This is a genomic window from Streptomyces sp. NPDC043680 (genome assembly GCF_056436685.1).
Genome location: NZ_JBWKCE010000015.1, coordinates 1 through 26,032, shown reverse-complemented (window position 1 = coordinate 26,032; position 26,032 = coordinate 1). Strand labels below are relative to the sequence as shown.

Sequence of the window (26,032 nt, the reverse complement as noted above, 5' to 3'; positions counted from 1 at the left end):
CTGTCTAGCCTTGCAAACCAATAATCTCAGTCGGAAGTACTGCGGATTTCGCAGGCTGCGGGGTCGTCTCCCAGCAATCTGTCGGCTGCGGACCTGTGCAGTCTGGCGGCCGCCGGGTCGCCCAGCCGGTCGAGCGTGTCGGCCAGCCGGACCTGCAGAGCGGCCTGGAGCCGCAGATCCCCGGCCTTGCGGGCCAGCTCGACGGCCTCCCGGCAGGTGTGCAGCGATTCCTCGGGCCGGCCGGCGTACTCCTGAATACGCGCCATCTCGCTCAACGCCTTTGCCTGGCCCGGCACATCGGCCAGCTTCCGGTAGCCCGCGGCGGCGGCCCGCCAGTTGCGCAGCGCGTCCCCGTACCGGCCCGCGTACGTGTGCACATTGCCGAGCCGTCCGTACAGCCGCGCCTCGTCCGCCCGCTCCCCCCGGGCGAGGGCCTGGGCCAGTGCTCGGCCGAACCAGTCGGAGGCCCGGTGCCAGTCCTCCAGCTCCTGGTACGCACCGCCTACGGATTCCATCGCGCGGCCGGTCGCGTACGGGTCGTTCGCCGCCCTTCCCGCATCGAGCGCGGCCCGGTAGCGCTCCAGCGCCTCCTCGGTCCGTCCGGTCGCGGCGTCCAGGTCGGCCAGGTTCAGCAGGGCCGCCGCCTTCTCCCGGTGCAGGTCGCGGCGCTCGGCCACGTCGAGGACCAGGCGGTGCAGCCCGTACAGCTCGGGGGCGGCCTCGGCGGTGCCGCGGTGCTCGGCCAGCGCCCGTACGAGGGCTGCGACCAGGCGGCGGGCGAGGGTGTCCAGCCCGCCGTCGGCCACGGCCGCGGAGGCGGCCGCGGACAGCGCGGGCAGCCGGGTCTCCAGCCAGGTCGCGGCGGCCCGCCGGTCGGGGAAGCGCAGTGCCCGCGGGAAGCCCTCCAGCTTCTCGCGGACGTCGTCGTCCTCCGCGGCGGTCATGACCCGGCAGGAGTGCAGCAGCCGTACGGTGCGCTCCAGCATCCGGGCCCGTGCGAGCTGGACCTCCCCGGCGCGCTCCCTGGTCTCCAGCAGGGCCTTCAGCAGCGGCGCGAGGCAGCCCGGCAGCAGGAAGAGGCCGTCGGACGCGTGCCGGACGAGGCCCAGCCCCGCGAAGTCCTCCAGGGTGGACTGCGCGGCGGCCACCGAGCAGCCGGCGAGGGCGGAGGCGGTGTGCGAGTCGACGATGCCGGCGGGGGCGAGGGGCAGCAGGCGCAGGGTCCGCTGGGCGGGCTGCGGCAGGGACTCGTAGACGAGCCGGAAGGCGCGGCCGAGCGGGCCGCCGGGGGCGGGCGGCATCTCGTGCAGCTGCTTGGCCACGTCGACGACGGAGGCCTTGGGGTGCGCCGCGAGCCACCCGCCGACCAGGGCGAGCGCGGCGGGCTGGCCCCCGCACTCCTCGACGAGGGACTCGGCGGCGTAGGGGTCCGTGGTGATCCGGGTGTCGCCGATGCGCTGGGCGAGCATCTTGACGGCGGAGGGCGTCTCCAGGCCGCCGAGGGTGCAGGGGCGGACGTCCGGGATGCCGGTCAGCGGGCCTTCGGCGGTGACGACGACGAGGCACTCGGGGGTGTCCGGGAGCAGGGCGTCGACCTGGAAGGGGTCGGCGGCGTCGTCAAGGAGGAGGATGGCCCGCCGGTCGGCGAGGGCCGCGCGCAGGTGGGAGCTGAGCTCGTCCTCGGCGGCCCCCGGCGGGGTGGCCTGGCCGAGGCCCTCCAGCAGGGTCCGCACGGCGCGCTCGGTCGGGACGGTCTGCCCGCCGGGGGAGGTCAGCCGGACCCGGTGGATCCCGTCGGGATAGTCCTCGGCGACCTCGCGGACGAAGGCCTCGGCGAGGGCGGTGCGGCCGGAGCCGGGGCGGCCGGCGACGAGGAGCACCCGCGCGCGGGGGGACTTGGCCTTGCGGCCGGAGAGAGTGTCGAGCCCGGTCCGCACGATGTCCTCGCGCAGCTCCTTGAGCTCACGCCGCCGCCCGACGAAATCCGCCACGGATCCGCTCCTCTCCCTGCCTTCGGGTTGCGAGCGTAGTTCACGCAGAGCGACGACCCGTGGGGAGCGCGGCGGGTACATCGCCCGATCGGATCAGCCGATGTTCACACCACGGGCCCCACCGCCGACCCCACTCGCCCGGCCCGGCTGCACCCGTTGCGGGCAGGCCCGCTGCCCTCGTACGGGCCGGCCGGCTCCGGTCCCGTACGGGCCGGCGCTCCGCTCGTACGGGCGGGCCCGCTCCCGTCCGTACGCGCGGACCCGCTACGCCTCGTACGGGCGGGCCGGCCACGGCGCCGAGGAGGGCCGCAGCTCCTCCAGGCCGGAACCGGAGGCGAGGGCCGCGGACAGGGCCAGGACGCCCGTCACCAGACCCGGGTTGCCCAGCTCGCCGGAGAGGACCCCGCGGACCAGCTCCGGCAGCGGGATCCTCGCCAGCTCCATGTCCGCCTCCTCTTCCGAGGCGGCGTAGCGCTCCCCCTCCGCCGCCGACAGGCCGCGCGCGAGGAAGATCCGGATCGCCTCGTCCGAGCCGCCGGGGGACGCGAAGAAATCGGCCAGCACCCGCCAGTCCTCCGCCTTGACGTGCGCCTCCTCGTACAGCTCCCGCTGCGCCGCGTGCAACGGATTCTCCCCCGGCATGTCCAGCAGCCCCGCCGGGAGCTCCCACAGCCGGTGCCGTACGGGGTGCCGGTACTGGCGCAGCACCAGCACCCGGCCCTCCTCATCCAGCGCCAGTACGCAGACGGACCCCGGGTGCACCTGGTAGTCGCGGCGCACCACCGACCGGTCCGGCATCCGTACCTGCTCCGAGCGGACGGCCGTCTTCGCGCCCTCGAAGGGGGTCCGTGAGGCGACGACCTCCCACGACTCGGCGGTGTCTGCGATGCGCATGGTCATGACCGGTACCCTTCCGAAAAACGCGACAGCCGGGACAAGATCCTTGCCCCGGCTGTCTACGTTATGCGGTTATGCCGTCACTTGGCGGCCTGCTGGCGCTCCACCGCCGCCTTGACCAGGCCCGCGAACAGCGGGTGCGGCCGCGTCGGACGCGAGCGCAGCTCCGGGTGGGCCTGGGTGGCGACCAGGTAGGGGTGGACCTCGCGCGGGTACTCCACGTACTCGACGAGCTTGTTGTCCGGGGAGGTGCCGGAGAAGACGATGCCCGCCTTCTTCTCCAGCTCGCCGCGGTAGGCGTTGTTCACCTCGTAGCGGTGGCGGTGGCGCTCGTCCACGTACGCCTGGTCCCCGTAGACCTCGCGCACGATCGAACCCTCGGCGAGCTTCGCGGGGTACATGCCGAGGCGCATCGTTCCGCCCAGGTCTCCGGCGCCCTCGACGAAGGCCAGCTGCTCCTCCATGGTCGAGATGACCGGGTGCGGGGTGGAGGCGTCGAACTCGGTGGAGTTGGCGTCCTCGATGCCCGCGAGGTTGCGCGCGGCCTCGATGACCACGCACTGCAGACCCAGGCACAGGCCGAGCAGCGGGATCTTGTTCTCGCGGGCGTAGGTGATCGCGCCGACCTTGCCGTTGACGCCGCGGTCGCCGAAGCCGCCGGGGACGCAGATCGCGTCCACGTCGCCGAGCTGGGCCGCCGCGCCCGCGGGGGTCTTGCAGTCGTCGGAGGTGACCCACTTGATCTGGACGCGGGCCTTGTTGGCGAAACCGCCGGCGCGCAGGGCCTCGGTCACCGACAGGTAGGCGTCGGGCAGGTCGATGTACTTGCCGACGAGCGCGACCTTGACCTCGTGGTCGGGGTTGTGGACCCGGTCCAGCAGGTCCTCCCACACCGTCCAGTCCACGTCGCGGAACGGCAGGTCGAGCTTGCGCACGACGTAGGCGTCCAGGCCCTCGGTGTGCAGCACCTTGGGGATGTCGTAGATCGACTTGGCGTCGATCGCGGCGACGACCGCGGCCTCGTCCACGTCACACATCAGCGAGATCTTGCGCTTGATGGAGGTCGGGACGTCGCGGTCGGCGCGCAGCACGATCGCGTCGGGCTGGATGCCGATGTTGCGCAGGGCGGCGACCGAGTGCTGGGTCGGCTTGGTCTTCAGCTCGCCCGAGGGGCCGATGTAGGGCAGCAGCGAGATGTGCACGACGAAGACGTTGTCGCGGCCGACCTCGTGGCGGACCTGGCGGACGGTCTCCAGGAAGGGCAGGGACTCGATGTCGCCCACGGTGCCGCCGACCTCGGTGATGACGACGTCGACGTCCTCGGTGGCCATGCGGCGGATGCGGTGCTTGATCTCGTTGGTGATGTGCGGGATGACCTGCACGGTGTCGCCGAGGTACTCGCCGCGCCGCTCCTTGGCGATGACCGTCGAGTAGACCTGGCCGGTGGTGACGTTGGCCGAGCCGTCGAGGTCGACGTCGAGGAAGCGCTCGTAGTGGCCGATGTCCAGGTCGGTCTCGGCGCCGTCATTGGTGACGAACACCTCACCGTGCTGGAACGGGTTCATGGTGCCCGGGTCGACGTTCAGGTACGGGTCGAGCTTCTGCATCGTGACCCGCAGGCCGCGCGCCTTGAGCAGCGCGCCCAGGCTGGAGGCCGTCAGGCCCTTGCCGAGGGAGGAAGCGACACCCCCGGTGACGAAGATGTGCTTGGTCGTCATGGATTTGGGCGGCATCGCCAAGAGGGGGCTCCCGTGGTCGCGAAGTGAGGTGCGTCCGGCGCCGGCCACCGTCGAACCGGAGGGTCTCAGGGGGCGCCGAAGCTGCGGTTTCGGGGCTCCTGATTCGCACAGGCAGACCACCGGTCCACGGGGTACCAGCCTATCAGCGCCCGGGGCGGACCGCCTCCGGCAACGCGGTGCGACGGCACCGCGACGGCGCGCCACCGCCCGCCCGGCCAGCACTCACTCCGGCATTGCCACCGGTCACCCGTTTGGCCCAGACTCGCTGTCCTGGGCCTCAAGGAGATCACTAGGGTGCCGTCATATCCTGCTCGGATATTGCTTCACATCGCCGCCGAGCAGACCGGCAGTCGTCGTAACCCGGCCGCATCCGGAATCATGAGCTCAGTGCGGGGAACCGAACCACCACGGAAGACCGCGCAAGGGAAGCGCCCCTCGGGGCGGCCGCTGTTCGACTGGAGATGCAACGTGTCCGGGCGCATCGAGGATTACGCACTGATCGGCGACACGCAGACCGCCGCACTGGTCTGCCGGGACGGGTCGGTGGACTGGCTGTGTCTGCCCCGTTTCGACTCGCATGCCATCTTCGCGGGCCTGCTCGGCACCGAGGATCACGGATTCTGGCGGATCGGTCCGGCCTTCCCGGAGGGGACGGAGGCGCCGAACGCCTCCCGCCGCCGCTACCAGGGCGACTCGCTGATCCTGGAGTCCGAGTGGGACACCCCGCGCGGCACGGTCCGGGTGATCGACTTCATGCCGCCCCGCGAGGACCACGCCCCGCAGCTGATCCGCATCGTGGAAGGCGTCAGCGGACGCGTACGGATGCACTCGGCCCTGCGGATGCGGTTCAGCTACGGGCGGGTCGTGCCCTGGGTGCACAAGGTGGACGGGCGCACCGTCGCCGTCGCCGGCCCCGACTCGGTCTGGCTCGACACCGATGCGCAGACCTACGGCAAGGACCTGACCACGTACTCCGACTTCACCGTCGGGCCGGGTGACCGGGTGGCCTTCTGCATCAGCTGGCAGCCCTCGCACAAGGGCACGCCGGAGGCTCCCGACGCCAAGGCGGCCCTCGCGGCCACCTCCCAGTTCTGGCGCGAATGGGTCGACCACTGCACGTACCACGGCCCGTACCGGGAAGCGGTGATCCGCTCCCTGATCACGCTCAAGGCGCTCACCTACGGGCCCACCGGCGGGATCGTCGCCGCCCCGACCACCTCCCTCCCGGAGGAGATCGGCGGCGTCCGGAACTGGGACTACCGCTACACCTGGCTGCGCGACGCGGCCATCACCCTCTCCTCGCTGCTGCGCACCGGCTACCGCGAGGAGGCCCAGGCCTGGCGCGAGTGGCTGCTGCGCGCGGTGGCCGGCGACCCGGAGAACCTGCAGATCATGTACGGGATCGCGGGCGAGCGGGAACTCGGCGAGACCGAGCTGGACTGGCTGCCAGGGTACGAGAACTCGCGCCCCGTCCGGGTCGGCAACGGAGCCGCCCACCAGCTCCAGCTGGACGTCTACGGCGAGGTCACCGAGGCCCTGCACCTGGGACACATGACGGGTCTGGCCCGCAACGACTACGCCTCGCTGCTCCAGCTGAAGCTGATCCGCTACCTGGAGCAGCACTGGGACCAGCCGGACGAGGGCATCTGGGAGGTGCGCGGCCCGCGCCGCCACTTCGTGCACTCGAAGGTGATGGCCTGGGTGGCCGTCGACCGCACGATCAAGCTGATCGAGAGCGGGGACGCGGACGGCCCGCTGGACCGCTGGCGCGAGCTGCGCGACGAGATCCACCAGGACGTGTGCGAGAAGGGCTACGACAAGGAACGCAACACCTTCACCCAGTCCTACGGCTCTCAGGAGCTGGACGCCTCCCTGCTGCTGATCCCGCAGATGGGCTTCCTGCCGCCGGACGACAAGCGGGTCATCGGCACGATCGAGGCGATCCAGCGCGAGCTGTCCACGCCCGACGGCTTCATCCTGCGCTATCCGACGGCCGGCACGGAGGCCGGGGTGGACGGTCTGGAGGGCGACGAGGGGGCGTTCCTCGCCTGCTCGTTCTGGATGGCCGACGACCTGGCGATGATCGGCCGGGTCGACGAGGCCCGCCACCTCTTCGAGCGGCTGCTGGCGCTGCGCAACGACCTGGGGCTGCTGGCGGAGGAGTGGGACCCGCGCCTGCAGCGGCAGGTCGGCAACTTCCCGCAGGCCTTCAGCCACGTCCCCCTGATCGACACGGCGCTGCGGCTCACGGCGAGCGGGGCGTACGGGGGCTGACGGCCGCCCGCGGCGGCGCCACGGCGCCGCCGCGCCCGCCCGGGGGTGGCCGCCTACGCTGGAATGGTCCTACGCCCCTCCCTGCGGAAGGGGGCAGCCATGGCGCCCCTCTCGAAGGCGGGCACGGCGCTTGCCGCGCTCCGCGAGGACCTGTCCGGCGAGGTCTTCGCCCCTGACGATCCCGGGTACGACGAGGCCCGCCGGGTCTTCAACGCGATGATCGACCGCAGGCCGGCCGTCATCGCCCAGTGCGAGAGCGTGGCCGACGTGGTCACCGCCGTCCGCTTCGCCCGGGAGCTGGACCTGCCCGTCGCCGTGCGCGGCGGCGGGCACAGCGTGGCCGGGATGTCGCTCAACGACGGCGGTGTCGTGGTGGACCTGCGCCGGATGCACGAGGTGACGGTCCATCCCGCGGCCAAGGCGGTCCGGGTCGAGGGCGGGGCCGTGATGAGCCACCTCGACCGGGCCTGCGAACCGTACGGGCTGGCCACCACCGGCGGCCGGGCCTCCACGACGGGGGTCGGCGGCTTCGTGCTGGGCGGCGGCTCGGGCTGGCTGGACCGGGTCTGCGGCCTGGCCGTCGACAACCTCCTCGGCGTCGAGCTGGTGACGGCCGACGGAACGGTCCTGGAGGCGACGGAGCAGGAGCACCCCGAGCTGTTCTGGGCCCTGCACGGCGGCGGCGGGAACTTCGGCGTCGCCACCTCGCTGACCCTGCGGCTGCACGACCTGCCCGCGATGTCGATCGCCCTGCTGCTGTACCTGCCGGAGAACGGGCCCGAGGTGGTCCGTACGTACCGGGACGTCATCGAGGCCGGCCCGCCCGAGGCGAGCGGCGCGGCCCTCTACATGACCGGCCCGCCCGAGGAGTTCGTCCCCCCGCACCTCGTGGGGCGCCTGCTGGCGGGCGCGCTGCTGACGTACGCGGGTCCCGAGGACGAGATGCGCAAGCTGGCCCAGCCGCTGCTGGCGATACCGCACGAGGCGGAGGTGGTGACGGCCATCCCGTACGCCGATCTGCAGTGCATGATCGACGACCCGCCCGGGATGCGGAACTACTGGTCGGCCGAGTACCTCACCGGTCTGCCGGACGAGCTGGTCGACGTCTTCTGCGCCCGCGCCGACACCATGCCCGTCCCGACGGGCACCCAGCACCTCGTCTGGCCCCAGGGCGGCGCCGTCGCAGCCGGGCCCTCCGAGTACCCCGTGGCGTACCGGGACGCGCCCTGGGCGGTGCACCCCTTCGGGATCTGGGAGGACCCGGCCGACGACGAGCGGTGCAGGCAGTGGGTCAAGGACGTCCGCGCCGACGTCCGGCCGTGGAGCACCGGCGCGGTCTACCTCAACTTCACCGGGGACGAGGGTCCCGAGCGCGTCGCCGCGGGCCTCGGCGAGGAGAACCTGCGGCGGCTGGCGGCGGTGAAGCGGGAGTACGACCGGGACAACGTCTTCCGCTTCAACCACAACATCAAGCCGGCGTAGGCGCCCGGCGGTTCACGACAGGGCGGCGATCACCTCGCGCGCCGCCCTCTCGCCCTCGGTGGCGCCGCCTTCCATGAAGCCCTGGAAGTCGTAGCTGCAGTGCTCGCCGCCGATGTGGATGCGGCCCTGGGCGGTGCCCTCGTACTTGGCGTACCGGTGCAGGTAGCCCACCGGCCAGTACGAGTACGCGCCGTACGAGTACGGGTTCTTGTGCCAGGCGGACAGCTGCGCCCGCCCGTTCCAGACGGCCTTGGTGCCCGGGAAGAAGGCGTCGACCCCGGTGAGCACCCGGCCCGCGAGCTCGCGTACGTACGGGTCGCTCTCGGTGGAGAACGGCGCCCCCGGGGTGAGTGCACCGGCGAGGCTGCCGCCGCCGTACTGGAGCAGGATGCCGCCGGTGCCCGGCTGGACCTTGGTGGTGTCCCAGACCTGCTGGACCGGGGAGTCGGTGAAGCAGTCGCCGGCGGAGACCCCGGGCCAGGGGCCGGTGCCGCGCCAGGGGCGGGCGGTGAACTGCATGTTGAGCTTGGTGCAGAAGCCCATGCGGGCGTCGCGCAGCAGGTTCTTCATCAGCGGGTCCAAGCCGGCGCCGCCGAGGTCGATCCGCTGGAGGATCGGCAGCGGCAGGCACAGGATGGTGTGGTCGGCGGTGACGGTGCGCAGGGAGCCCGCGTCGTTGAAGGTGAGCGTCTGGGTGCCGTCGGAGGCCACGCGCACGGCGACCAGCTCGCGGCCCATCACGAGGGAGCCGGCGGGCAGGGCCTTGGCGATGGCGTTCGGCAGCTGGTCGTTGCCACCGGTGATGTGGTAGCGCTCGTTGGACAGGCCCCAGACGTTGAAGTTGCCGGGGTTGGGCTGGTAACCCATCAGCAGGACCAGGGCGAGCGCGGACTGCCGGTCGGTGTCGGCGCCGTACTCGACGTTGTAGGCGACGTCGATGAAGCGGCCGAGCTGCGAGCCGTGGCCGCCGGGGACACGGGTCTCGATCCACTCGTACAGGCTCATGTTGTCGAGGGCGGTACCCGCCGGGGTGGCGGAGTTCCAGGAGACCTCGCCGGCTTCGACCAGGTCGCGGTGCAGCGCCTGGTAGACGGCCTTGAAGTCCTCGTCCGCCTGGGCGCGCGAGTAGTAGGTCCCGTTGAACCACAGGACTTCCTCCGCGCCGTTGGGGCCGCCGCCGAGGAAGTCCTCGGTGGGCAGGTTGAAGCGGCGGCAGAGCTCCAGGATCTTCTTGTGGCTGGTGTCGATCAGCTCACCGCCGATCTCGGAGGTCTGCCCGTACGCCCAGTGCGAGCGCTGGCTGTACATCCGGCCGCCGACCCGGCTCGGGTTGGCCTCGTAGAGCGTGCAGCCGACGCCCGCGTCCTGGAGGGTGAGGGCGGCGGTCAGGCCCGAGATGCCGGCGCCGACGACCACGACGCGGGCGGGGGTGACGGGCTTCTTGTCGGGGAGGGCTCCGGCGGCGTGGGCGGTCTGGGAGGAGCCGAGCCCGGAGGAGGCGAGGGCGGTGCCGAGCCCGAGGGCGGCGGCGCGGCCGAGGAGCTCGCGGCGGCCGAGGCCGCGGACCTCGGCGACGGGCAGGGAGAGGCGGCGGGCGGCGGCGTGTTCGGCGGCCAGCTGCCGGAGCGCGTGCATCAGGGGCGTACGGGCCATGGCGGTGCTCCTGTCGGATTCAGCGGGTGGCGGACGCGGGGGCGGGGTCCTCGGTGCGTTCCGCGGAGTCCTCCAGGACGACGCGGCCGATGATCTCGTAGCGCTCGGGGGCCTTGAACTTCAGCCACAGGCCGAGCCCCAGCCCGCCGAAGAAGACGACGCCGACGATCCACGGGATCAGGGTGAAGAAGAAGGAGTCGGCGGCGAGACCGGCCGCGGTCTCCATGTTGACGACGAGCAGGACGACGACGGCGGCCATGGCGATCCCGCCGAGGAGCGGGGCGGTGAAGGTGCGGAACCAGTGCCGGTCCTCGGGGTGGTTCCTGCGGAAGTAGCCGATCACGGCGAAGGAGCAGAGGGTCTGGACGATGAGGATCGCCATCGTCCCGAGGATCGCGAGCAACGTGTACAGGTGGATGTACGGGTCCTGCCCGGTGAGCCAGAACAGCGCCACCAGGGCGGTGGCGATGGCGGTCTGCACGACCGAGGAGAGGTACGGGGAGCCGTGCCTGGGGTGCGTGCGGCCGAGCGCCGGGTGCAGGAAGCCCTCGCGGCCGATGGCGTACAGGTAGCGGGCGGCGCACTGGTGGAAGGCCATGCCGCAGGCGAAGGAGCCGGTGAGCAGCAGCCACTGGAAGGCGCTGACGGCCCAGCCGCCGATGAAGGTCCGGGTCGGCGCGAAGAAGAGGTCGAGGGGGCTGCTGGAGGCGGACAGTTCGACGGACGCGGCGAGGCCGTTGCCCGCGATGGTCATCCAGGAGACGTAGATGTAGAAGAGGCCGACGCCGATGACGGAGATCAGGGTGGCCCTGGGGATGACCCGCTTCGGATTGCGGGACTCCTCCCCGTACATGGCGGTGGACTCGAAGCCGACCCAGGACCAGAAGGCGAAGAAGAGGCCGAGTCCGGCGGAGGTGCCGGTGAAGGCGTTCTTCGGGTTGACGGGTTCGAGCGGGATCCCGTCCGGGCCGCCGCCGGCGAGGAGCACCGCGGTGGCGACGGCGAACAGGACGGCGATCTCGGCGACGAGCATCACGCCGAGGGCCTTGGCGGTGAGGTTGATGTCGAAGTGCGCGAGGACGGCCGTGACGGCCAGCATGCCGGCCGCGTAGGCGATCCACGGCAGGTCGACGCCGAGCTGGTCGTGGACGGTGGTCTTGGCGAAGTAGGAGAAGACGCCGACGATCGAGGCCTCGAAGACGATGTAGGCGAGGACGGCGAGCATGCCGGAGGCCATGCCGGCGATCCGGCCGAGGCCGTGCGAGATGTACCCGTAGAAGGCGCCGGCGGCGGTGATCCGCTTGGCCATGGCGACGTAGCCGACCGCGAAGACGGTCAGGACGGCGGTCGCGAAGAGGTATCCGGCCGGGGCGCCGGTGCCGTTGCCGAATCCGACGGCGATGGGGAGGTTGCCGGTCATGGCGGTGATGGGGGCGGCGGTGGCGACGGCCATGAAGACGACGCCGACCAGGCCGACGGAGTTGGCCCTCAGCCGCTGTACCCGGGGAACCTGCCCCGCTCCGGTGGCCTGGGGCGGTGTGTCGGCGGTGTCTGCGCTCATCGCTTCCTCGTTCCTGTCGGGAGGGGCGCCACTCTCCCCGTGCGTGACGCACACCACAATCGGCACGCGGTCCGATAATCTCCGTGCAGAGCCGACGAGTTGTCGGGCCGGACGGGGGCAAATCGGGCCCCGTAACCGTCCGGTGATGTGCGGGGAACACGCAGGCCGGTAGCGTCCGGCGCTATGGAGAACCAGGGCGGGATCACCGTTCAGCGGGCACTGGAGCTGCCGGGGCTGCGCAGCGGGCTGCCGGAGGTCGTGGCCTGCGCCGACCGCCTCGGCCGGACGGTGCGCTGGGTGCACGCGGGCGAGGTGCCAAACATCGCGTCCCTGCTCAAGGGAGGGGAGCTGCTGCTGACCACGGGGCTGGGGCTGGGCACCCGGCCCGCGGAGCAGCGCGCCTTCGTACGCCGCCTCGCGGACCGGGGCATCGCCGCGCTGGTGGTGGAGCTGGGGCCGCGCTTCACCCGCCTTCCGGCGACCCTCGTCGACACCGCCCGCGCGGCCGGGCTGCCGCTGGTCCAACTGCACCGCGAGGTCCCCTTCGTGACGGTGACGGAGGAAGTCCACACCGAGATCGTCAACGGCCACTACGCGCTGCTCCAGCGGGCCGAGGAGGTTCACCGGCGCTGCACGGAGGCCCTGTTGGGCGGCGGCGGGATCCCGCAGGTGCTGCGCATCCTGGCCGACTTCACCGGGAACCCGGTGTTCTTGGAGACTCCGGACGGCCAACTCCTCTACGGGGCGGGCCCGGTCTCCGGGGAGGCCGCCGCGGACCCGCTGCAGGTCTGGGAGGGGCTGCGGGGGCAGCGCGAGGCGGAGCCCTCGGCCAACACCGTGGTGGTCGACGTCCCCGGCGGCGGCCACGGGGCGGGCTCGGTGCGCGCACGGGTCGTCCTGCTGGGCGTCTGCGCCCCTCTGCTCCCGGTGCACCGGATGGCGGCTGAGCGGACGGCCGGGGTGCTGGCCGTCGTCCTCATGCAGGCCCGCCAGGAGGAGGAACTGGCCGCGCGCGGCCGCGGCGACTTCCTGACGGACCTGGCGGAGGGCCGCATCTCGGCCGAGGACGCCCCGGCGCAGGCCCGCGTCCTCGGCTTCAAGCCCGGACCCGGCCCGCTGCTCCCGGTCGTCATGCGGCTGTCCGCCGACCTCGGCCCGGCGGGCAACTGGGCGGTCCTGGCCCGCGCGGTGCTGGAGGAGCTGTCCTCGGTCGGCGTACCGGTGCTGCTGGGCGTGCGCCCGGTGGAGGGGCGGGTGCCGCTGCTGGTCTCCCTGCGGGCGGAGTCGGAGCGCACGGCGGTCGCGGACCGGGTGGCTGCGGCGCTGCGCGCGGGCGTGGAGCGGGCCGGCCTGGACCGGGCCGCGGCCCCGCCGGCGGTGGTGGTGGGCGTGGCGGGCGGCTGGGCGGCGGCCTCGTCGGGCCTGCGCCATGCGGCCGAAACGGCGACGGCGGCCCACGGCTTGCCCGCCCGGCCCTGGTACGACGCGCGGCGCCTGGACATCGACCTGCTGCTGTGGCGTCTGCGCGAGCACCCGGACCTGGCGGCGTTCGTGGACCGCGCGATCGGGGCCCTGCGGGTCCACGACACGACGTCCCGCCCGCCGCTGCTGCCCACCCTGGAGACGTACCTGGCCCATGCGGGCCGCAAGGCGGAGACGGCCCGCGAGCTGCACCTGAACCGGCAGACGCTGTACAACCGGCTGGCGCGGATCTCGGAGCTCCTGGGCACGGACCTGGACGACCCGGAGACGGTGCTCTCCCTCAGCCTGGCCCTCCGCGCCCGCCGCCACACGCCGTCACCTTCTTGACGCGCCGCTCGCGCGGCTGCGGCCGCAGGCGGCCTTCCCGGCTTCACGCCGCTGCGGCGGACTCCGCCCGCCGGACCTCCGGCGGCAGCTCCGAGCCCTGCGACGGCCCCTGCTTCGCAAGGCTGCGGCCGACTCCGCCCGCCGAGGGCGGGGCTCCGGGACCGGCCCGGGGTCCGTTCGGTGCCCGCGAGTACGGCCGCTGCACGGGGCCGTCCCCTACCCGCCCTTCCACCGTTCCCGCCTGATACGCCGGCGGGCCCGGCCCGCCGCCTCCCGGCCACCGGCGGAGCTACTTGCGGCGTTCCGTCAGCTCGTCGTACACCGACAGCACCTGCGCCACCGTGTCGTCCTCCGACGGCCAGGTCGCCGCCTGCGCGCGCCCCGCCGCCGACAGGGCGGCCCTGCGGTCCGGCTCCGCCAGCAGTTTCACCACCGCCGACGCCAGTGCACCCGCGTCCCCGTACGGGACCAGCACGCCCGCGTCGCCGACCAGTTCCGGCATGCCCCCGACCGCGGTGGCGACCAGCGGCACGCCGGTGCGCAGCGCCTCCTGCGCCAGCAGCGACCGCGCCTCCCACCGGCTCGGCAGCACCGCCAGGTCCGCCGCGCCGAGCAGCTGAGCGGCGTCGCGGCGCCGCCCGAGCAGCCGCACCGGCAGGCCCTCCACCTCGATCCGCCGCGACAGCTCCGGCCGTTGCGGGCCCTCCCCCGCGATCACCACCAGCGGCGCCGGCTCCAGCACCCGCCAGGCCCGCGCCGCGTCCAGCAGGTCGGAGTACCCCCGGTGCGGCACCAGGCTCCCGACCGCGACGATCAACGGGCGTTCCACCGCGCCGAGTTCCGCCCGCACCTTGCCGGGGTCCACCGGCCTCGCGGGGCCCGAGGGAACCGCCACCGGCGCGAGCCGCGCGTCCCGCGCCCCCCGCGCACGCGCCAGCGCGACCTGGTCGGAGGAGGCCCCCAGCACCACCGCCGCCGCCCGCGCCACGTGCCGTTCCAGCAGCCGGCCCAGCCGCCCGAGCGGCCCTTCGGCGGCGGGGCCGCCCCCGTGCCAGGTCACCACCAGCGGCACCCGGCGCCCCCGCAGCGCCAGCGCGGCCCGCATCCCGGCCCGCACCCCGTGCGCGTGCACCACGTCCGCGTGCGCGCACACCGCTCGCAGCGCACTGCCGGCGTCGGGCGTGAACTGCGCCCCGGCGCCGGTGAAGTCGTACTCGCCCTCCGCCTCGGGCGACGCGCACACCGTGACCCCCACGCCGCGCGCGGCAAGCCCGGTCGCCAGCGACCGCACATGCGCACTACTGCCCGCCCCGGCACCCCCGAGCACCTGGACGGTACGCAGCGGCGGCCGCCCGTACGACTGCGCGGGGACCGGGGTCGAGACCGGGGAGCTGCTCACGGGCCGAAGCTCCAGGGTGAGGGAGGCAGAGTCGACGCCCAGAATGCCAGTACGCACGCGCGTTCCGGGACCATACGGGCACGGATCCGGTACGAGATGCCGCCACACGCCCCCCAGCCTCACCCACATGGAGTACAGGGGCGGGCCGCAGGCCCGGCAGCGTCCCCGCGCCGGGCCCGTCCGCTACGCGTCGGCGCGGGCCGCCGCGAGGAGTTCCTCGGCGTGGGCGCGGGCGGACACCGAGTCCTCGTGGCCCGCCAGCATGCGTGACAGCTCGCGGATGCGGTCCTCGCCTTCCAGGACGGTCACGCCGCTCCTGGTCACCGAGCCGTCGTTGGTCTTCTCCACCAGCAGCTGCCGGTCCGCGAAGGCCGCCACCTGCGGGAGGTGGGTGACGACCACGACCTGCGCGGACTTGGCCAGCTTCGCCAGACGCCGCCCGACCTCGACCGCCGCCTTGCCGCCGACGCCCGCGTCGACCTCGTCGAAGAGGTACGTAGGCACCGGGTCGGAGCCCGCGAAGACGACCTCCACGGCCAGCATCACCCGGGACAGCTCACCGCCCGAGGCGCCCTTGGCGATCGGCCTCGGCTGGGCACCCGGGTGCGGGGCCAGCAGCAGTTCGACCTCGTCCGCGCCCGAGGGCCCGTAGGCCACGGTTCGGCCGGCGACCTCCACCCCGTCGGGGTCCTCCACCTGCCGGATGTCGATCGTCACCCGCGCGTGCGGCATCGCGAGCGAGGCCAGCTCCTGCGTCACCGCGGAGCCGAACCGCGTCGCGGCCTCCACCCGGGCGTCGGTCAACGCCTGGGCCAGCTGCGAGAGTTCGGCGCGCAGGCCGTCCCGTTCGGCGGTGAGCTCGGAGATCCGCTCGTCGTCGCCGTCCAGTTCCAGCAGCCGCGCCGAGCCCTTCTCGGCCCACTCCAGTACGGAGTCGATCGAGTCGCCGTACTTGCGCGTCAGCTGGCTCAGCGCGGCCCGCCGCTCCTCCACGGCCGCGAGGCGCAGCGGGTCGGCGTCCAGGTTGTCGGCGTAGCCCGCCAGCTCCCCGGCCACGTCGGACAGCAGGATGCCCAGCTCGCCGATCCGCTCGGCGAGCGCGCCGAGGGCCGGGTCGTGGGAGCGTACGGCTTCCAGGGCCCGGTGCGCGCCCGCGACGAGCGTGTTCGCGTCGACGCCCTCGGGGTCCTCCACGTCGCCGGCGAGCGCGGCGTGCGCGATCTGCGCCGCCGAGGCCAGCGATTCGGCGTGGCCGAGCCGCTCCGCCTCGGCCGCCAGTTCGGCGTCCTCCCCGGCCAGCGGCTCCACGGCCGCGATCTCCTCCAGGCCGAAGCGCAGCAGGTCCGCCTCCTGGGCCCGTTCCCGGGCCCGGGTGGTGATCTCCTCCAGCTCGGCGGAGACCGCGCGCAGCCGCCGGTAGGCGGCCCCGTACTTCTCCAGCGGGACCGCGACGGCGTCCCCGGCGTACCGGTCGAGGGCCTGCCGCTGCCGGGCGGGCCGCAGCAGGCCCTGCTGGTCGGTCTGCCCGTGCACGGCGACGAGGTCGTCCGCGAGTTCGCCGAGCAGGCCGACGGGCACGGAGCGGCCGCCGACGTGGGCGCGCGAGCGCCCCTCGGCGGAGACGGTCCGGCTGATCAGCAGGGCGCCGTCGTCGAGCTCGGCCCCGGCCTCCTCGGCCCGTACGGCGGCGGGCGCGTCGGGGCGCAGGACGATACGGCCCTCCACGACCGCCGCCTTGGCCCCGATCCGTACCAGCGCCGGGTCGGCACGCCCGCCGAGCAGCAGTCCGAGGCTGGTGACAACCATCGTCTTGCCGGCGCCGGTCTCGCCGGTCACCGCGGTGAAACCGGGCGACAGCTCGACCACCGCGTCGTCGATGACCCCGAGCGACCGTATCCGCATCTCCTCAAGCACGGGACGACCATACCGAGGTTTCCCCGGTGCCATGTGACGTCACCCGCGAGGAAATCTTCGTACGGGTGTGCTATTAGCGACGCGCCGGCTCCCTCTCGGCCGGTCTCAGTGCGGCGCCCCGCGCCACCCCGACACGGGCAGCGCGAACTTCGCCACCAGCCGGTCCGTGAACGACGCGTGGTGCAGCCGGGCGAGCCGCACCGGCACCGCACCCCGCCGGACCTCCACCCGCGCCCCCGCGGGCAGCTCCAGCATCCGGCGCCCGTCGCACCACAGCACCCCGTGCGGGACCCCGGCCTGCACCTCCACCGCGAGCACCGACTGCGGCGAGGTCACCAGCGGCTTCGCGAAGAGCGCGTGCGCACTGATCGGCACCATCAGCAGGGCCTCCACCTCGGGCCAGACCACCGGCCCGCCCGCGGAGAAGGCGTACGCCGTCGAGCCGGTCGGGGTCGCGCAGACGATCCCGTCGCAGCCGAAGCCGGACACCGGCCGCCCGTCGATCTCCAGGACCACCTCCAGCATCCGCTCGGGGGACACCTTCTGGACGGCGGCCTCGTTCAGCGCCCAGTCGCGGTGGACGACATCGCCGTTGGACCGGACGACCACGTCGAGGGTCATCCGCTCCTCGACCTCGTACGCGCGCGTCACCACCCGGTCGACGACCTTGTCCAAGTCGTCCCGCTCGGCCTCGGCGAGGAAGCCCACCCGGCCCAGGTTCACGCCCAGCATCGGCACGCCCGAGCTGCGCGCGTACTCCGCACCGCGCAGCAGGGTCCCGTCGCCGCCCAGCACCACCAGCAGCTCGCAGCCGTCCAGCACGTCCGGTGTGGTCTCGGTGACCAGCTCCACCTCGGGCGGCAGCGGCAGGTCCTGGGCCTCGTGCTCCAGGACCCGTACCCCCAGACCGCTCTTCAGCAGCCCCTGCACGACCAGCTCGGCACTGCGGATGGCCGCCGGCCGCCCGGTGTGCGCGAGCAGGAAGACGGTCCGCCCCCGCCCGGTGTCCGGTGCGTCCGGTGTAGACGTACCCGTCGTAGATGTACCTGTTGTAGATGTACCTGTCACTGCGGCCCCTCCACCACTGCACGGTCGACATCCGCCGGGTCGAGTGCCGGTGCCCCCGCCCGCAGCCACAGAAAGTACTCGACGTTGCCCGAGGGTCCGGGCAGCGGACTCGCGGTCACCCCGAGAACGCCCAGCCCCAGCTTCGCGGCCTGCGCCGCGACCTCCCGTACGGCCTCCGCCCGCAGCTCCGGACTGCGGACCACGCCGCCGCTGCCTAGCCGGTCCTTGCCGACCTCGAACTGGGGCTTGACCATCAGCACCAGATCCGCGTCGGGGGCGCAGCAGCGCACGAGCGCCGGCAGCACCAACCCGATCGAGATGAAGGACAGGTCGCCGACGACCAGGTCGACCGGAATGCCGTCGATCTGCTCCAAGGTCAGCTCCCGGACGTTCGTCCGGTCCTTCACGGTGACCCGGTCGTCGCTCTGCAGCGACCAGGCGAGCTGCCCGTAGCCGACGTCGACGGCCATCACGTGGGCGACGCCCGCCCGCAACAGCACATCGGTGAAGCCGCCGGTGGAGGCGCCGGCGTCCAGCGCCCGGCGGCCCTCGACGACCAGCCCCTGCGGCTGGAACGCCGCCAGCGCGCCCGCGAGCTTGTGGCCGCCCCGGGAGACGTAGTCGGGGTCGCTGTCGTCCTTCAGGACCACCAGGGCCGCGCTGGTCTCCACCTGGGTGGCCGCTTTGGTCGCGGTGGCGCCGCCGACGGTCACCCGGCCCGCGGCGATCAGCTGGGCGGCGTGCTCGCGCGAGCGGGCCATGCTGCGGCGTACCAGTTCGGCGTCCAGGCGGCGGCGTGCCACTCCTGCCACGTTCGGTTCAGCTCCTGTTTTCGTACGGTCCCGGGACGGGCGGTGCGTCCAGCGCGGTCAGCGCGTCGCGCAACCCCCTGTGCACATCCTCGTACACCTCGACGTGCCCGTCCGCCGGGAGGTGGTCGGCATCCGCCAGCCGCTCCAGGTGCGCGTCCACGTCCGGGTGCCCGGTGGGCGTCCGGACGAGCCCCAGCGGCGCGGGATCGGCGGGGCCGGCGGCCTCAGCAACCCCTCCGGCCCCGGCAGCCCCGCCGGGCTCGGCAGCCCCTGCGTCCCCGGCCTCGGGCCGGGATCCCCCGGCAGCCTCCTCGGGCCCTGCGGACAGTTCGTCGGTCATGCCCCGACGCTACCGCGAAGCGCGGGGGCGACCACCCGCGGCTCTGCGGTACGGTCGAGATCACGATGGCTACGATCGAGGAGTGCCGGGCGGCACTCGACCAACTCTCCGAGAACCTGGCGCAGGCCGACAGCGGCGTGCGCGGCGCCGCCGCGCTCGACCGCTCCCTGAGCTGCCACATCACCGACCTGGACCGCACCTTCACGGGCCGTCTCGACGGCGGCCGGATCCGGGTCGACGCGCTCACCCCCGGCCCGCCCGCCGCCAAGGCCGACATCCGGCTCGCCATGACCGGCGACGACCTCGTCGCCCTGGTCGCGGGAGAGCTGCGTTTCGCCAAGGCCTGGGCCTCCGGCCGCGTGAAGCTGGAGGCCGGCCTGCGCGACCTGCTCCGGCTCAAGAGCCTGCTGTGACCCCCGCCCCGGGGCGCGCCCCGGCGCCCGTGCCGCGCCGGCGGGCCGCGGGGACCACCAGCGGGGTGCCCGTCTCGGGGTCTTCGATGACCTGGCAGCGCAGCCCGAACACCTTCTCCACCCGTTCCGCCGTCACCACCTCGGCCGGCGGCCCCTCCGCGACGACCTCCCCGCCGCGCATCGCGATCAGGTGCGTGGCGTAGCGGGCGGCGTGGTTGAGGTCGTGCAGCACGGCGACCAGGGTCCGCCCCTGCGTCTCGTGCAGTTCGGCGCAGAGGTCCAGCACGTCGATCTGGTGCTGGATGTCCAGGTACGTCGTCGGCTCGTCCAGCAGCAGCAGCGGCGTCTGCTGGGCCAGCGCCATCGCGATCCACACCCGCTGGCGCTGCCCGCCCGACAGCTCGTCCACCGCCCGGTCCGCGAGATCGGCCACCCCGGTGGCGGTCATCGACTCGACGACGATCCGCTCGTCCTCGGGCGACCACTGCCGCAACAGCCCCTGGTGCGGGTGGCGGCCGCGGGAGACCAGGTCGGCGACCGTGATCCCGTCCGGCGCGGTCGAGGACTGCGGGAGCAGCCCGAGCGTCCGCGCGACCTTCTTCGCCGGGAGCGTTCCGATGGCCCGCCCGTCGAGCAGCACCCGCCCGGAGGAAGGCTTCAGCATCCGCGACAGGGCGCGCAGCAGCGTGGACTTGCCGCAGGCGTTCGGGCCGACGATCACCGTGAAGGAGTGGTCGGGGATCTCCACCGACAGGTTCTCGGCGATGACCCTCCGCTCATAGCCGAGGGTCAGGTTCTGCGCGGTCAGCCGCTGCACGTGCGTACTCCTTGAGTCGGTCATATCCGTCCCGCCCTGCGCTCGGCGACGAGCAACCACAGCAAGTAGACGCCGCCCACCAGCCCGGTCACCACACCCACCGGCAGCTGGTCGGCGCCGAAGACCCGCTGCGAGGCCCAGTCGGACACCAGCAGCAGGACGGAGCCCATCAGCGCGCCGGTGAGCAGGTTCGACCCGGGAGACCGGGTCAGGCGCCGGGCCAGCTGGGGTGCGGCCAGGGCGACGAAGCTGATGGGCCCGGCCGCGGCGGCGGCCGCGGTGGTCAGCAGGACGGCCGCCAGCATCAGCAGCATCCGGGTGCGTTCCACCCGCACCCCGAGGGCGTACGCGGCGTCGTCGCCCATCTCGATCAGCCGCAGGGCCCGGCTCTGCCCGAGGACCAGCGGGAACAGCACCGCGCAGGCCGCCAGCAGCGGCCACACCTGGGCCCAGTCCCGGCCGGAGAGCGAGCCGGTCAGCCAGACCATCGCGCGAGTGGCGTCGACCAGCTGCGAGGTGGTCAGCAGGTAGTTGATGGCGGCGACCAGCAGGGCGGATGTGCCGATGCCGACGAGGACCAGCCGGTAGCCGTGGATGCCCCGCTTGTACGAGAGCAGGTAGACGGCGGCCCCGGTGAGCAGCCCGCCCGCCAGCGCCCCCGCCGCCACCGCCGAGGCACCCCCCTTGAACACGATGATCACGGTGAGCGCGCCGACGGCCGAGCCGTACCCGAACCCGAGCAGGTCGGGCGAGCCGAGGGGGTTGCGGGAGACGGACTGGAAGACCGCTCCGGCCATGCCGAGGGCCGCGCCGACCAGCAGGGCGACCAGGACCCGCGGCAGCCGCAGGTCGCGTACGACGAATTCGTGCGCGGGCGTGCCGTTGCCCAGCAGGGTCCGTACGACGTCCCGCGGGGCGATCTCGAAGTCGCCGGTGCCGATCAGCAGCACGGCCATGGCCAGCGCGGCGGCGGCGAGCAGCACCCCCACCGCCAGCGCACGCGGCTCCACCCGCAGGGACGTGCCGCCGGGGCCGCGCAGCACCCGGGATCCGGGCCGGTGCACGGGCAGTCCCACCCTCACAGCTGGGCCGTCCTCTTGCGCCGGACGAGATGGATGAAGACGGGCCCGCCGACGAGCGCGGTGACGATGCCGACCTGGAGCTCGGCGGGCCGGGTGACGACCCGGCCGATGATGTCGGCGCCGAGCAGCAGGACGGGCGAGAGCACCGCCGAGTAGGCGAGCACCCACCGCATGTCGGGTCCGGTCAGGAGCCGCACCAGGTGCGGGATCATCAGGCCGATGAAGACGATCGGCCCGCAGGCCGCGGTCGCCGCCCCGCACAGCAGGGTGATGGCGGCCATGGCACCGATCCGGGTGCGCGTCAGGTGCGCGCCCAGCGCCCGCGCGGTGTCGTCGCCCATGGCCATCGCGTTGAGCGGCCGGCCCAGCGACAGTGCGAGCACCGCGCCGGCGAGCAGGAAGGGCGCCACCTGGCGGACGGTGTCCAAGTTCGCGGAGGCCAGTGAACCCACCGTCCAGAAGCGGAGCTTGTCCAGTGCCTTGCTGTCCACCAGCTGAACGGCGTTGATGTAGCCGACCAGGGCCGCGCTGGCCGCCGTACCGGCGAGCGCGAGGCGTACGGGCGTCGCGCTGCGGCTGCCGCCGAGGACGTACACGACGACGGAGACGACGGCGGCGCCGAGGAAGGCCCACCAGACGAACTCGCGGAGCGTGGACGCCCCGAGGAAGCTGACGGCCGAGACCACGGCGGCGGCGGCGCCCGCGTTGACGCCGAGGATGCCGGGCTCGGCCAGCGGATTGCGGGTCAGCGCCTGCATCACGGCGCCGGACAGGCCGAGTGCCAGGCCCACCATCAGCCCCAGCAGGGTGCGCGGGATCCGCAGATCGCGCACGACCACGTCGGAGGGCGTGCCCGAGTAGTGGAACAGGCCGTGCCAGACCTGGTCGAGGGGCATCTGCCTGGCGCCCACGGCGATGCTCGCCACCGCAATGGCGGCCAACACCGCGAGGGCGCCCAGCAGACCGGCAGCGCGCGCAGTACGGCGCGCGCGGAGGGCGGCGACGGGCGCCGCGCTCTGTTCGGGGAGACTCTCGACCAACACGCAACTTAGGTTAGCCTACCCTGTGTACACCTTCGTCCGGGCGGAGGCGTGGGAGGCTCAGCCCCCTGGGCCGCGCCGGCTAAAGCCCCAGCCTGGCCAGCGCCTTGCCGCCGTCCAGACCGCAGGACCCCTCCCCCGCCTCGGTCCAGGCCGCCGCACACAGCGCCCGCAGCCCGTCGAGCGCCTCGCCCTCGCCCCGCAGTTCCAGTACGCCGTCCTGCGCGGCCGCGGTCCAGCCCCCGCACCGGAAGCCGTCGGCCACCGCCTCGACCTCCGGCTGCGGGGTGAGCAGCCCGCGCAGGTCCCGGTCCACGTAGGTCGGCCGGTGCTTCGGCTCGGCCCGCAGCAGCTCCGCGCCGTCCGCGATGCCGGTCAGCACCAGAAGCGAGTCGACGCCCCCGTTGAACGCGCCCTCGATGTCGGTGTCCAGCCGGTCGCCCACCACCAGCGGCCGCTTGGCACCGGTGCGCAGGACGGTCTCGCGGTGCATCGGGGGCAGCGGCTTGCCCGCCACCTGCGGCTCCGCGCCCGTGGCGATCCGTACCACCTCCACCGCGGCACCGTTGCCCGGCGCGATCCCCCGCGCCTGCGGGATCGTCAGGTCCGTGTTCGACGCGTACCACGGCACCCCCCGGTTGACGGCGTACGAGGCCTCCATGAAGCGCCCCCACGGCAGATCGGGACCCCCGTAGCCCTGGACGACCGCCGCGAGGCCCTCCTCGTCGGCCGAGTCCACCGGCACCAGCCCCCGCTCGCGCAGTGCGACCCGCAGCCCCTCCCCGCCGACCACCAGCACCTTCGACCCCGGCTCCACCTGCTCCGAGATCAGCCGGGCCACCGCCTGCGCCGAGGTGATCACATCGCCCGCCCCGGCCGGGACGCCCAGCTCGCACAGGTGCTCCGCCACGACGTCCGGCGTCCGCAGCGCGTTGTTGGTGACGTACGCGAGGTGCATCCCCCCGGACCGGGCCTCGGCCAGCGACTCCACCGCGTACGCGATCGCCTCGCCGCCCGCGTACACGACTCCGTCCAGGTCCAGCAGGGCCGTGTCGTACGCCTGGTGCAGGCTCCGCTCGCTGCCTGCCGGACTGGTCCTGCTCTGCCGGGTCATCCTGTCCGCTCCCTCTCCGCTTCGACCGTCGACCGATCGGTGACCGGTGTTCGGCCGGAATTCAACCGCTCTCGACCCTGTGTGCACTGCCGCGTTGCTCCCCCGATCATCCCGCATCGCGAGACGCGTCTTACCATGCACCAATGACCACATCTGGCACCGCGGAGCACGGACTGCGCCTGATCCCCTTCCCCGGACTGCGCTATGTCCCGGAGCGTGTCGGCAGCCTGGCGGCCGTCACCTCACCGCCGTACGACGTGGTCGTACGCCCCGACGGAGTCGACTACCTCGAATCCGCCGACCCGCACAACATCGTCCGCCTGATCCTCCCCCAGGCCGACACCCCGGCCGCCCGCAACGAACAGGCCGCCCGCACCCTGCGCGAATGGATCGACAAGGGCGTCCTCAGCGCCGATCCCGAGCCCGCGCTGTACGTCTACGAGCAGCGCAGGGCCGGCCTGCTGCAACGCGGCATCATCGGCGCCCTCGCCCTCTCGAAGGCCGACGCCGGGATCGTCCTCCCCCACGAGGACGTCATGCCCGACGTGGTCACCGACCGGGCCGGGCTGATGCGGGCCGCCTCCGCGAACCTCGAACCCCTGCTCCTCACCTACCTCGGCGACGACCAGGATGCCGGAGCGGCGGAGGTCGTCGAGCGCACCGCCGCGGGAGCCCCGCTGCTCGCCACCACCACCGAGGACGGCATGCAGCACCGCCTCTGGGCCGTCACCGACCCCGCCGACCTGGCCGCCGTCACCCGCGACCTCGGCCACCGCCAGGCCCTCATCGCCGACGGCCACCACCGCTGGGCGACGTACCTGCGCCTCCAGGAGGAGCACCGCTCCCCCACCGCCTGGGACTTCGGCCTGGTCCTCCTCGTCGACACCGCCCGCTACCCGCTCCAGGTCCGCGCCATCCACCGGATGCTGCGCCGCCTCCCCGTCGCGGACGCCCTGGCGAGCGTCGAGGGACACTTCCGGGTCCGCCGCGTCGAAGGCCCGCTGCCGCTCGCGCTGGAGGCCCTCGCGGACGCCGCGGAACGGGGCAACGCCTTCCTCCTCACCGGCGACGGCACCTTCCACCTGGTCACCGACCCGGACCTGGACCTCCTGGAGCGCACCGTCCGCCACGACCGCCCCGAGGCGTGGCGCCGCCTCGACGCGACGGTGCTGCACGCGACGCTGCTCGATGCCCTGTGGCAGATTCCCGACGCCCCCGACCAGATCACCTACATCCACGACGCCGCGGCCACCGTGGCGATGGCCGAACGCCACGGCGGCACCGCGGTCCTGCTGCATCCGGTGCGGGAGGCGGTCGTACGGGACCTGGCCCGCCAGGGCGTCACGATGCCCCGCAAGTCCACCTCGTTCGGCCCGAAACCGGCCACCGGCCTGGTGCTGCGCAGCCTGGACTGAGCAGCCGGGCCAGGACATGGAGAAGGGCGGCACCCCTGGGGGGTGCCGCCCTTCTCCATGTCACATCACGTCACGCCACGGCTCAGGCCTTGTCGTCGGCCTCGTCCACGTCGTCTTCCTCGACGTCGGCGACGACCTCGTCGGTGACGTCGACATCGACGTCCGCCTCGGACTGCTCCAGCGGCTCGTACTCGTCGTCGTCCTCGTCGTAGTACTCCGCCTGGTCGGAGGCACGCTCGGCGGCAGCCACCTCGGCGGCGTCCTGCTCGTCGTCGTCCTCGTCCTCGTCGGCCAGGTCCAGCGCGTCGACGAACTCGACCCCGTCCAGCTCGGCGAGCCGGTCGGAGGCGTCCATCGCCCCGTCCTTGTCCGCCTCGACGGTCTTGGCGAACCACTCGCGCGCCTCGTCCTCACGACCGGCGGCCAGCAGGGCGTCGGCGTAGGCGTACCGCAGACGCGCCGTCCACGGCTGGACGGCGTTCGAAGCCAGCTCCGGGCTCTGCAGGGTCACGATGGCGGCGTCCAGCTGCCCCATGTCCCGGCGGGCACCGGCCGCAACCAGCCGCATCTCGACCTGGCCGGCCTTGTCCAGCTTCTGCACCTCGGGCTCACCGGCCATGGCCAGCGCCCGCTCCGGACGGCCGAGGCCGCGCTCGCAGTCGGCCATGACGGGCCACAGCTCGACGGAACCGGTCATGCGCTTGGCGGCGCGGAACTCGGCGAGCGCCTCGCTGTACTTCTGGGTGGCGTACGCCGCGAAGCCGGCGGCCTCGCGGACGGCGGCGACGCGGGAGGCCAGCCGCAGGGCGATGCGCGAGTACGCGTACGCCTTCTCCGGGTCCTCGTCGATGAGCCGGGCCACCATCACCAGGTTGCGGGAGACTTCCTCGGCCAGCCCCTTGGGCAGGCTCAGGAGTTCCTGGCGCACATCGGAGTCGATCTCCAGACCGGTGACGTCCTCGTCGATCGGCAGCCGCTTGACCGGGTCCCGGTCACGGTCCGCCCGGAAGTCGCGGTCGCCGCCACGGTCGTCGCGACCGCCGCGGAAGCCACCCCGGTCGTCCCGCCCGCGGAACCCTCCGCGGTCGCCGCCGCGGTCGTCACGGCCGCCGCGGTGGCCACCGCGCTCGTCGTCCCGACGGGGGTAGGACGGACGTCCACCGCGGTCGTCGTCACGGCGGGGATAGGAGGGGCGCTCACCGCGGTCGTCAC

Annotated in this window: 20 protein-coding genes; 5 read left to right on the top strand and 15 right to left on the bottom strand. The window is 73.4% G+C overall.

From position 1 onward, the window contains the following. Positions 1 to 26: 26 nt before the first annotated feature. The 3 genes from AC0666_RS25350 to AC0666_RS25340 form a co-directional block, all read right to left on the bottom strand. Positions 27 to 2,072, bottom strand: a complete 2,046-nt coding sequence (locus AC0666_RS25350) for a tetratricopeptide repeat protein (RefSeq protein WP_478708352.1) — start codon at positions 2,070 to 2,072, stop codon at positions 27 to 29. 183 nt (positions 2,073 to 2,255) lie between these two features. Further along, positions 2,256 to 2,885 carry an NUDIX domain-containing protein gene (locus tag AC0666_RS25345; RefSeq protein ID WP_468585963.1) on the bottom strand — a complete coding sequence of 210 codons (630 nt, stop codon included), beginning with the start codon at positions 2,883 to 2,885 and terminating at the stop codon, positions 2,256 to 2,258. Positions 2,886 to 2,968: 83 nt separating this feature from the next. Beyond that, entirely contained in the window at positions 2,969 to 4,621 is a 1,653-nt protein-coding gene (locus AC0666_RS25340; protein ID WP_361725602.1) for a CTP synthase, read from the bottom strand. 474 nt (positions 4,622 to 5,095) lie between these two features. On the opposite strand from AC0666_RS25340, the gene AC0666_RS25335 reads away from it, so the two are divergent. Both AC0666_RS25335 and AC0666_RS25330 read left to right on the top strand, forming a co-directional pair. Then, positions 5,096 to 6,901: a glycoside hydrolase family 15 protein gene (locus AC0666_RS25335; RefSeq protein ID WP_468585875.1), complete on the top strand. Its 1,806-nt coding sequence runs from the start codon at positions 5,096 to 5,098 to the stop codon at positions 6,899 to 6,901. 99 nt (positions 6,902 to 7,000) lie between these two features. Continuing rightward, a complete protein-coding gene (locus AC0666_RS25330; RefSeq protein WP_468972134.1) occupies positions 7,001 to 8,383 on the top strand; it encodes an FAD-binding oxidoreductase in 1,383 nt (460 codons plus the stop codon). 12 nt (positions 8,384 to 8,395) lie between these two features. On the opposite strand, the gene AC0666_RS25325 is transcribed toward AC0666_RS25330, so the two are convergent. Both AC0666_RS25325 and AC0666_RS25320 read right to left on the bottom strand, forming a co-directional pair. Beyond that, positions 8,396 to 10,036, bottom strand: a complete 1,641-nt coding sequence (locus AC0666_RS25325; RefSeq protein WP_468972132.1) for a flavin monoamine oxidase family protein — start codon at positions 10,034 to 10,036, stop codon at positions 8,396 to 8,398. A 19-nt stretch (positions 10,037 to 10,055) separates the two neighbouring features. Further along, positions 10,056 to 11,597: an APC family permease gene (locus AC0666_RS25320; protein WP_468972130.1), complete on the bottom strand. Its 1,542-nt coding sequence runs from the start codon at positions 11,595 to 11,597 to the stop codon at positions 10,056 to 10,058. 183 nt (positions 11,598 to 11,780) lie between these two features. On the opposite strand from AC0666_RS25320, the gene AC0666_RS25315 reads away from it, so the two are divergent. Continuing rightward, positions 11,781 to 13,406, top strand: coding sequence for a PucR family transcriptional regulator (locus AC0666_RS25315; RefSeq protein WP_478708351.1), 1,626 nt, complete (start codon positions 11,781 to 11,783; stop codon positions 13,404 to 13,406). Positions 13,407 to 13,695: 289 nt separating this feature from the next. Here AC0666_RS25315 and AC0666_RS25310 read toward each other — a convergent pair whose 3' ends face one another. From AC0666_RS25310 to AC0666_RS25290, 5 genes are all read right to left on the bottom strand, one after another. After that, the gene (locus AC0666_RS25310) at positions 13,696 to 14,805 is read right to left on the bottom strand and encodes a glycosyltransferase family 4 protein (protein ID WP_478708350.1); all 1,110 of its coding nucleotides are present in this window, start codon (positions 14,803 to 14,805) and stop codon (positions 13,696 to 13,698) included. 183 nt (positions 14,806 to 14,988) lie between these two features. Continuing rightward, a complete protein-coding gene (gene recN, locus AC0666_RS25305; RefSeq protein ID WP_361725301.1) occupies positions 14,989 to 16,707 on the bottom strand; it encodes a DNA repair protein RecN in 1,719 nt (572 codons plus the stop codon). Positions 16,708 to 16,824: 117 nt separating this feature from the next. Beyond that, positions 16,825 to 17,787 carry an NAD kinase gene (locus tag AC0666_RS25300; protein WP_468972126.1) on the bottom strand — a complete coding sequence of 321 codons (963 nt, stop codon included), beginning with the start codon at positions 17,785 to 17,787 and terminating at the stop codon, positions 16,825 to 16,827. Beyond that, entirely contained in the window at positions 17,784 to 18,599 is an 816-nt protein-coding gene (locus AC0666_RS25295) for a TlyA family RNA methyltransferase (RefSeq protein ID WP_468972124.1), read from the bottom strand. Before AC0666_RS25295 ends, AC0666_RS25300 begins: the two co-directional genes overlap by 4 nt. Before the next feature lie 7 nt (positions 18,600 to 18,606). Then, the gene (locus AC0666_RS25290) at positions 18,607 to 18,939 is read right to left on the bottom strand and encodes a hypothetical protein (protein ID WP_478708349.1); all 333 of its coding nucleotides are present in this window, start codon (positions 18,937 to 18,939) and stop codon (positions 18,607 to 18,609) included. Between the two features lie 65 nt (positions 18,940 to 19,004). Between AC0666_RS25290 and AC0666_RS25285 the strand changes: the two genes are divergently transcribed. Further along, positions 19,005 to 19,352 carry an alkyl sulfatase C-terminal domain-containing protein gene (locus tag AC0666_RS25285; RefSeq protein ID WP_361725271.1) on the top strand — a complete coding sequence of 116 codons (348 nt, stop codon included), beginning with the start codon at positions 19,005 to 19,007 and terminating at the stop codon, positions 19,350 to 19,352. On the opposite strand, the gene AC0666_RS25280 is transcribed toward AC0666_RS25285, so the two are convergent. The 4 genes from AC0666_RS25280 to AC0666_RS25265 all read right to left on the bottom strand — a co-directional run bounded on the left by AC0666_RS25280 (position 19,336) and on the right by AC0666_RS25265 (position 23,405). Beyond that, positions 19,336 to 20,193: an ABC transporter ATP-binding protein gene (locus AC0666_RS25280; RefSeq protein ID WP_468972118.1), complete on the bottom strand. Its 858-nt coding sequence runs from the start codon at positions 20,191 to 20,193 to the stop codon at positions 19,336 to 19,338. The genes AC0666_RS25285 and AC0666_RS25280 overlap by 17 nt on opposite strands. Further along, complete coding sequence (locus tag AC0666_RS25275; protein ID WP_468585865.1) at positions 20,190 to 21,251, bottom strand: FecCD family ABC transporter permease; 1,062 nt, start codon at positions 21,249 to 21,251, stop codon at positions 20,190 to 20,192. Before AC0666_RS25275 ends, AC0666_RS25280 begins: the two co-directional genes overlap by 4 nt. After that, positions 21,248 to 22,294 (bottom strand): FecCD family ABC transporter permease, encoded by a 1,047-nt coding sequence (locus tag AC0666_RS25270; protein ID WP_468972114.1) that lies wholly within the window; start codon positions 22,292 to 22,294, stop codon positions 21,248 to 21,250. Before AC0666_RS25270 ends, AC0666_RS25275 begins: the two co-directional genes overlap by 4 nt. A gap of 79 nt (positions 22,295 to 22,373) precedes the next feature. Next, a complete protein-coding gene (locus AC0666_RS25265) occupies positions 22,374 to 23,405 on the bottom strand; it encodes an HAD-IIA family hydrolase (protein WP_468972113.1) in 1,032 nt (343 codons plus the stop codon). Between the two features lie 143 nt (positions 23,406 to 23,548). On the opposite strand from AC0666_RS25265, the gene AC0666_RS25260 reads away from it, so the two are divergent. Then, the gene (locus tag AC0666_RS25260; RefSeq protein ID WP_468585862.1) at positions 23,549 to 24,820 is read left to right on the top strand and encodes a DUF1015 family protein; all 1,272 of its coding nucleotides are present in this window, start codon (positions 23,549 to 23,551) and stop codon (positions 24,818 to 24,820) included. An 82-nt stretch (positions 24,821 to 24,902) separates the two neighbouring features. Here the strand turns inward: AC0666_RS25260 and AC0666_RS25255 are convergent, their stop codons facing one another. After that, positions 24,903 to 25,748, bottom strand: coding sequence for a tetratricopeptide repeat protein (locus tag AC0666_RS25255; protein ID WP_468972277.1), 846 nt, complete (start codon positions 25,746 to 25,748; stop codon positions 24,903 to 24,905). Positions 25,749 to 26,032 lie beyond the last annotated feature (284 nt).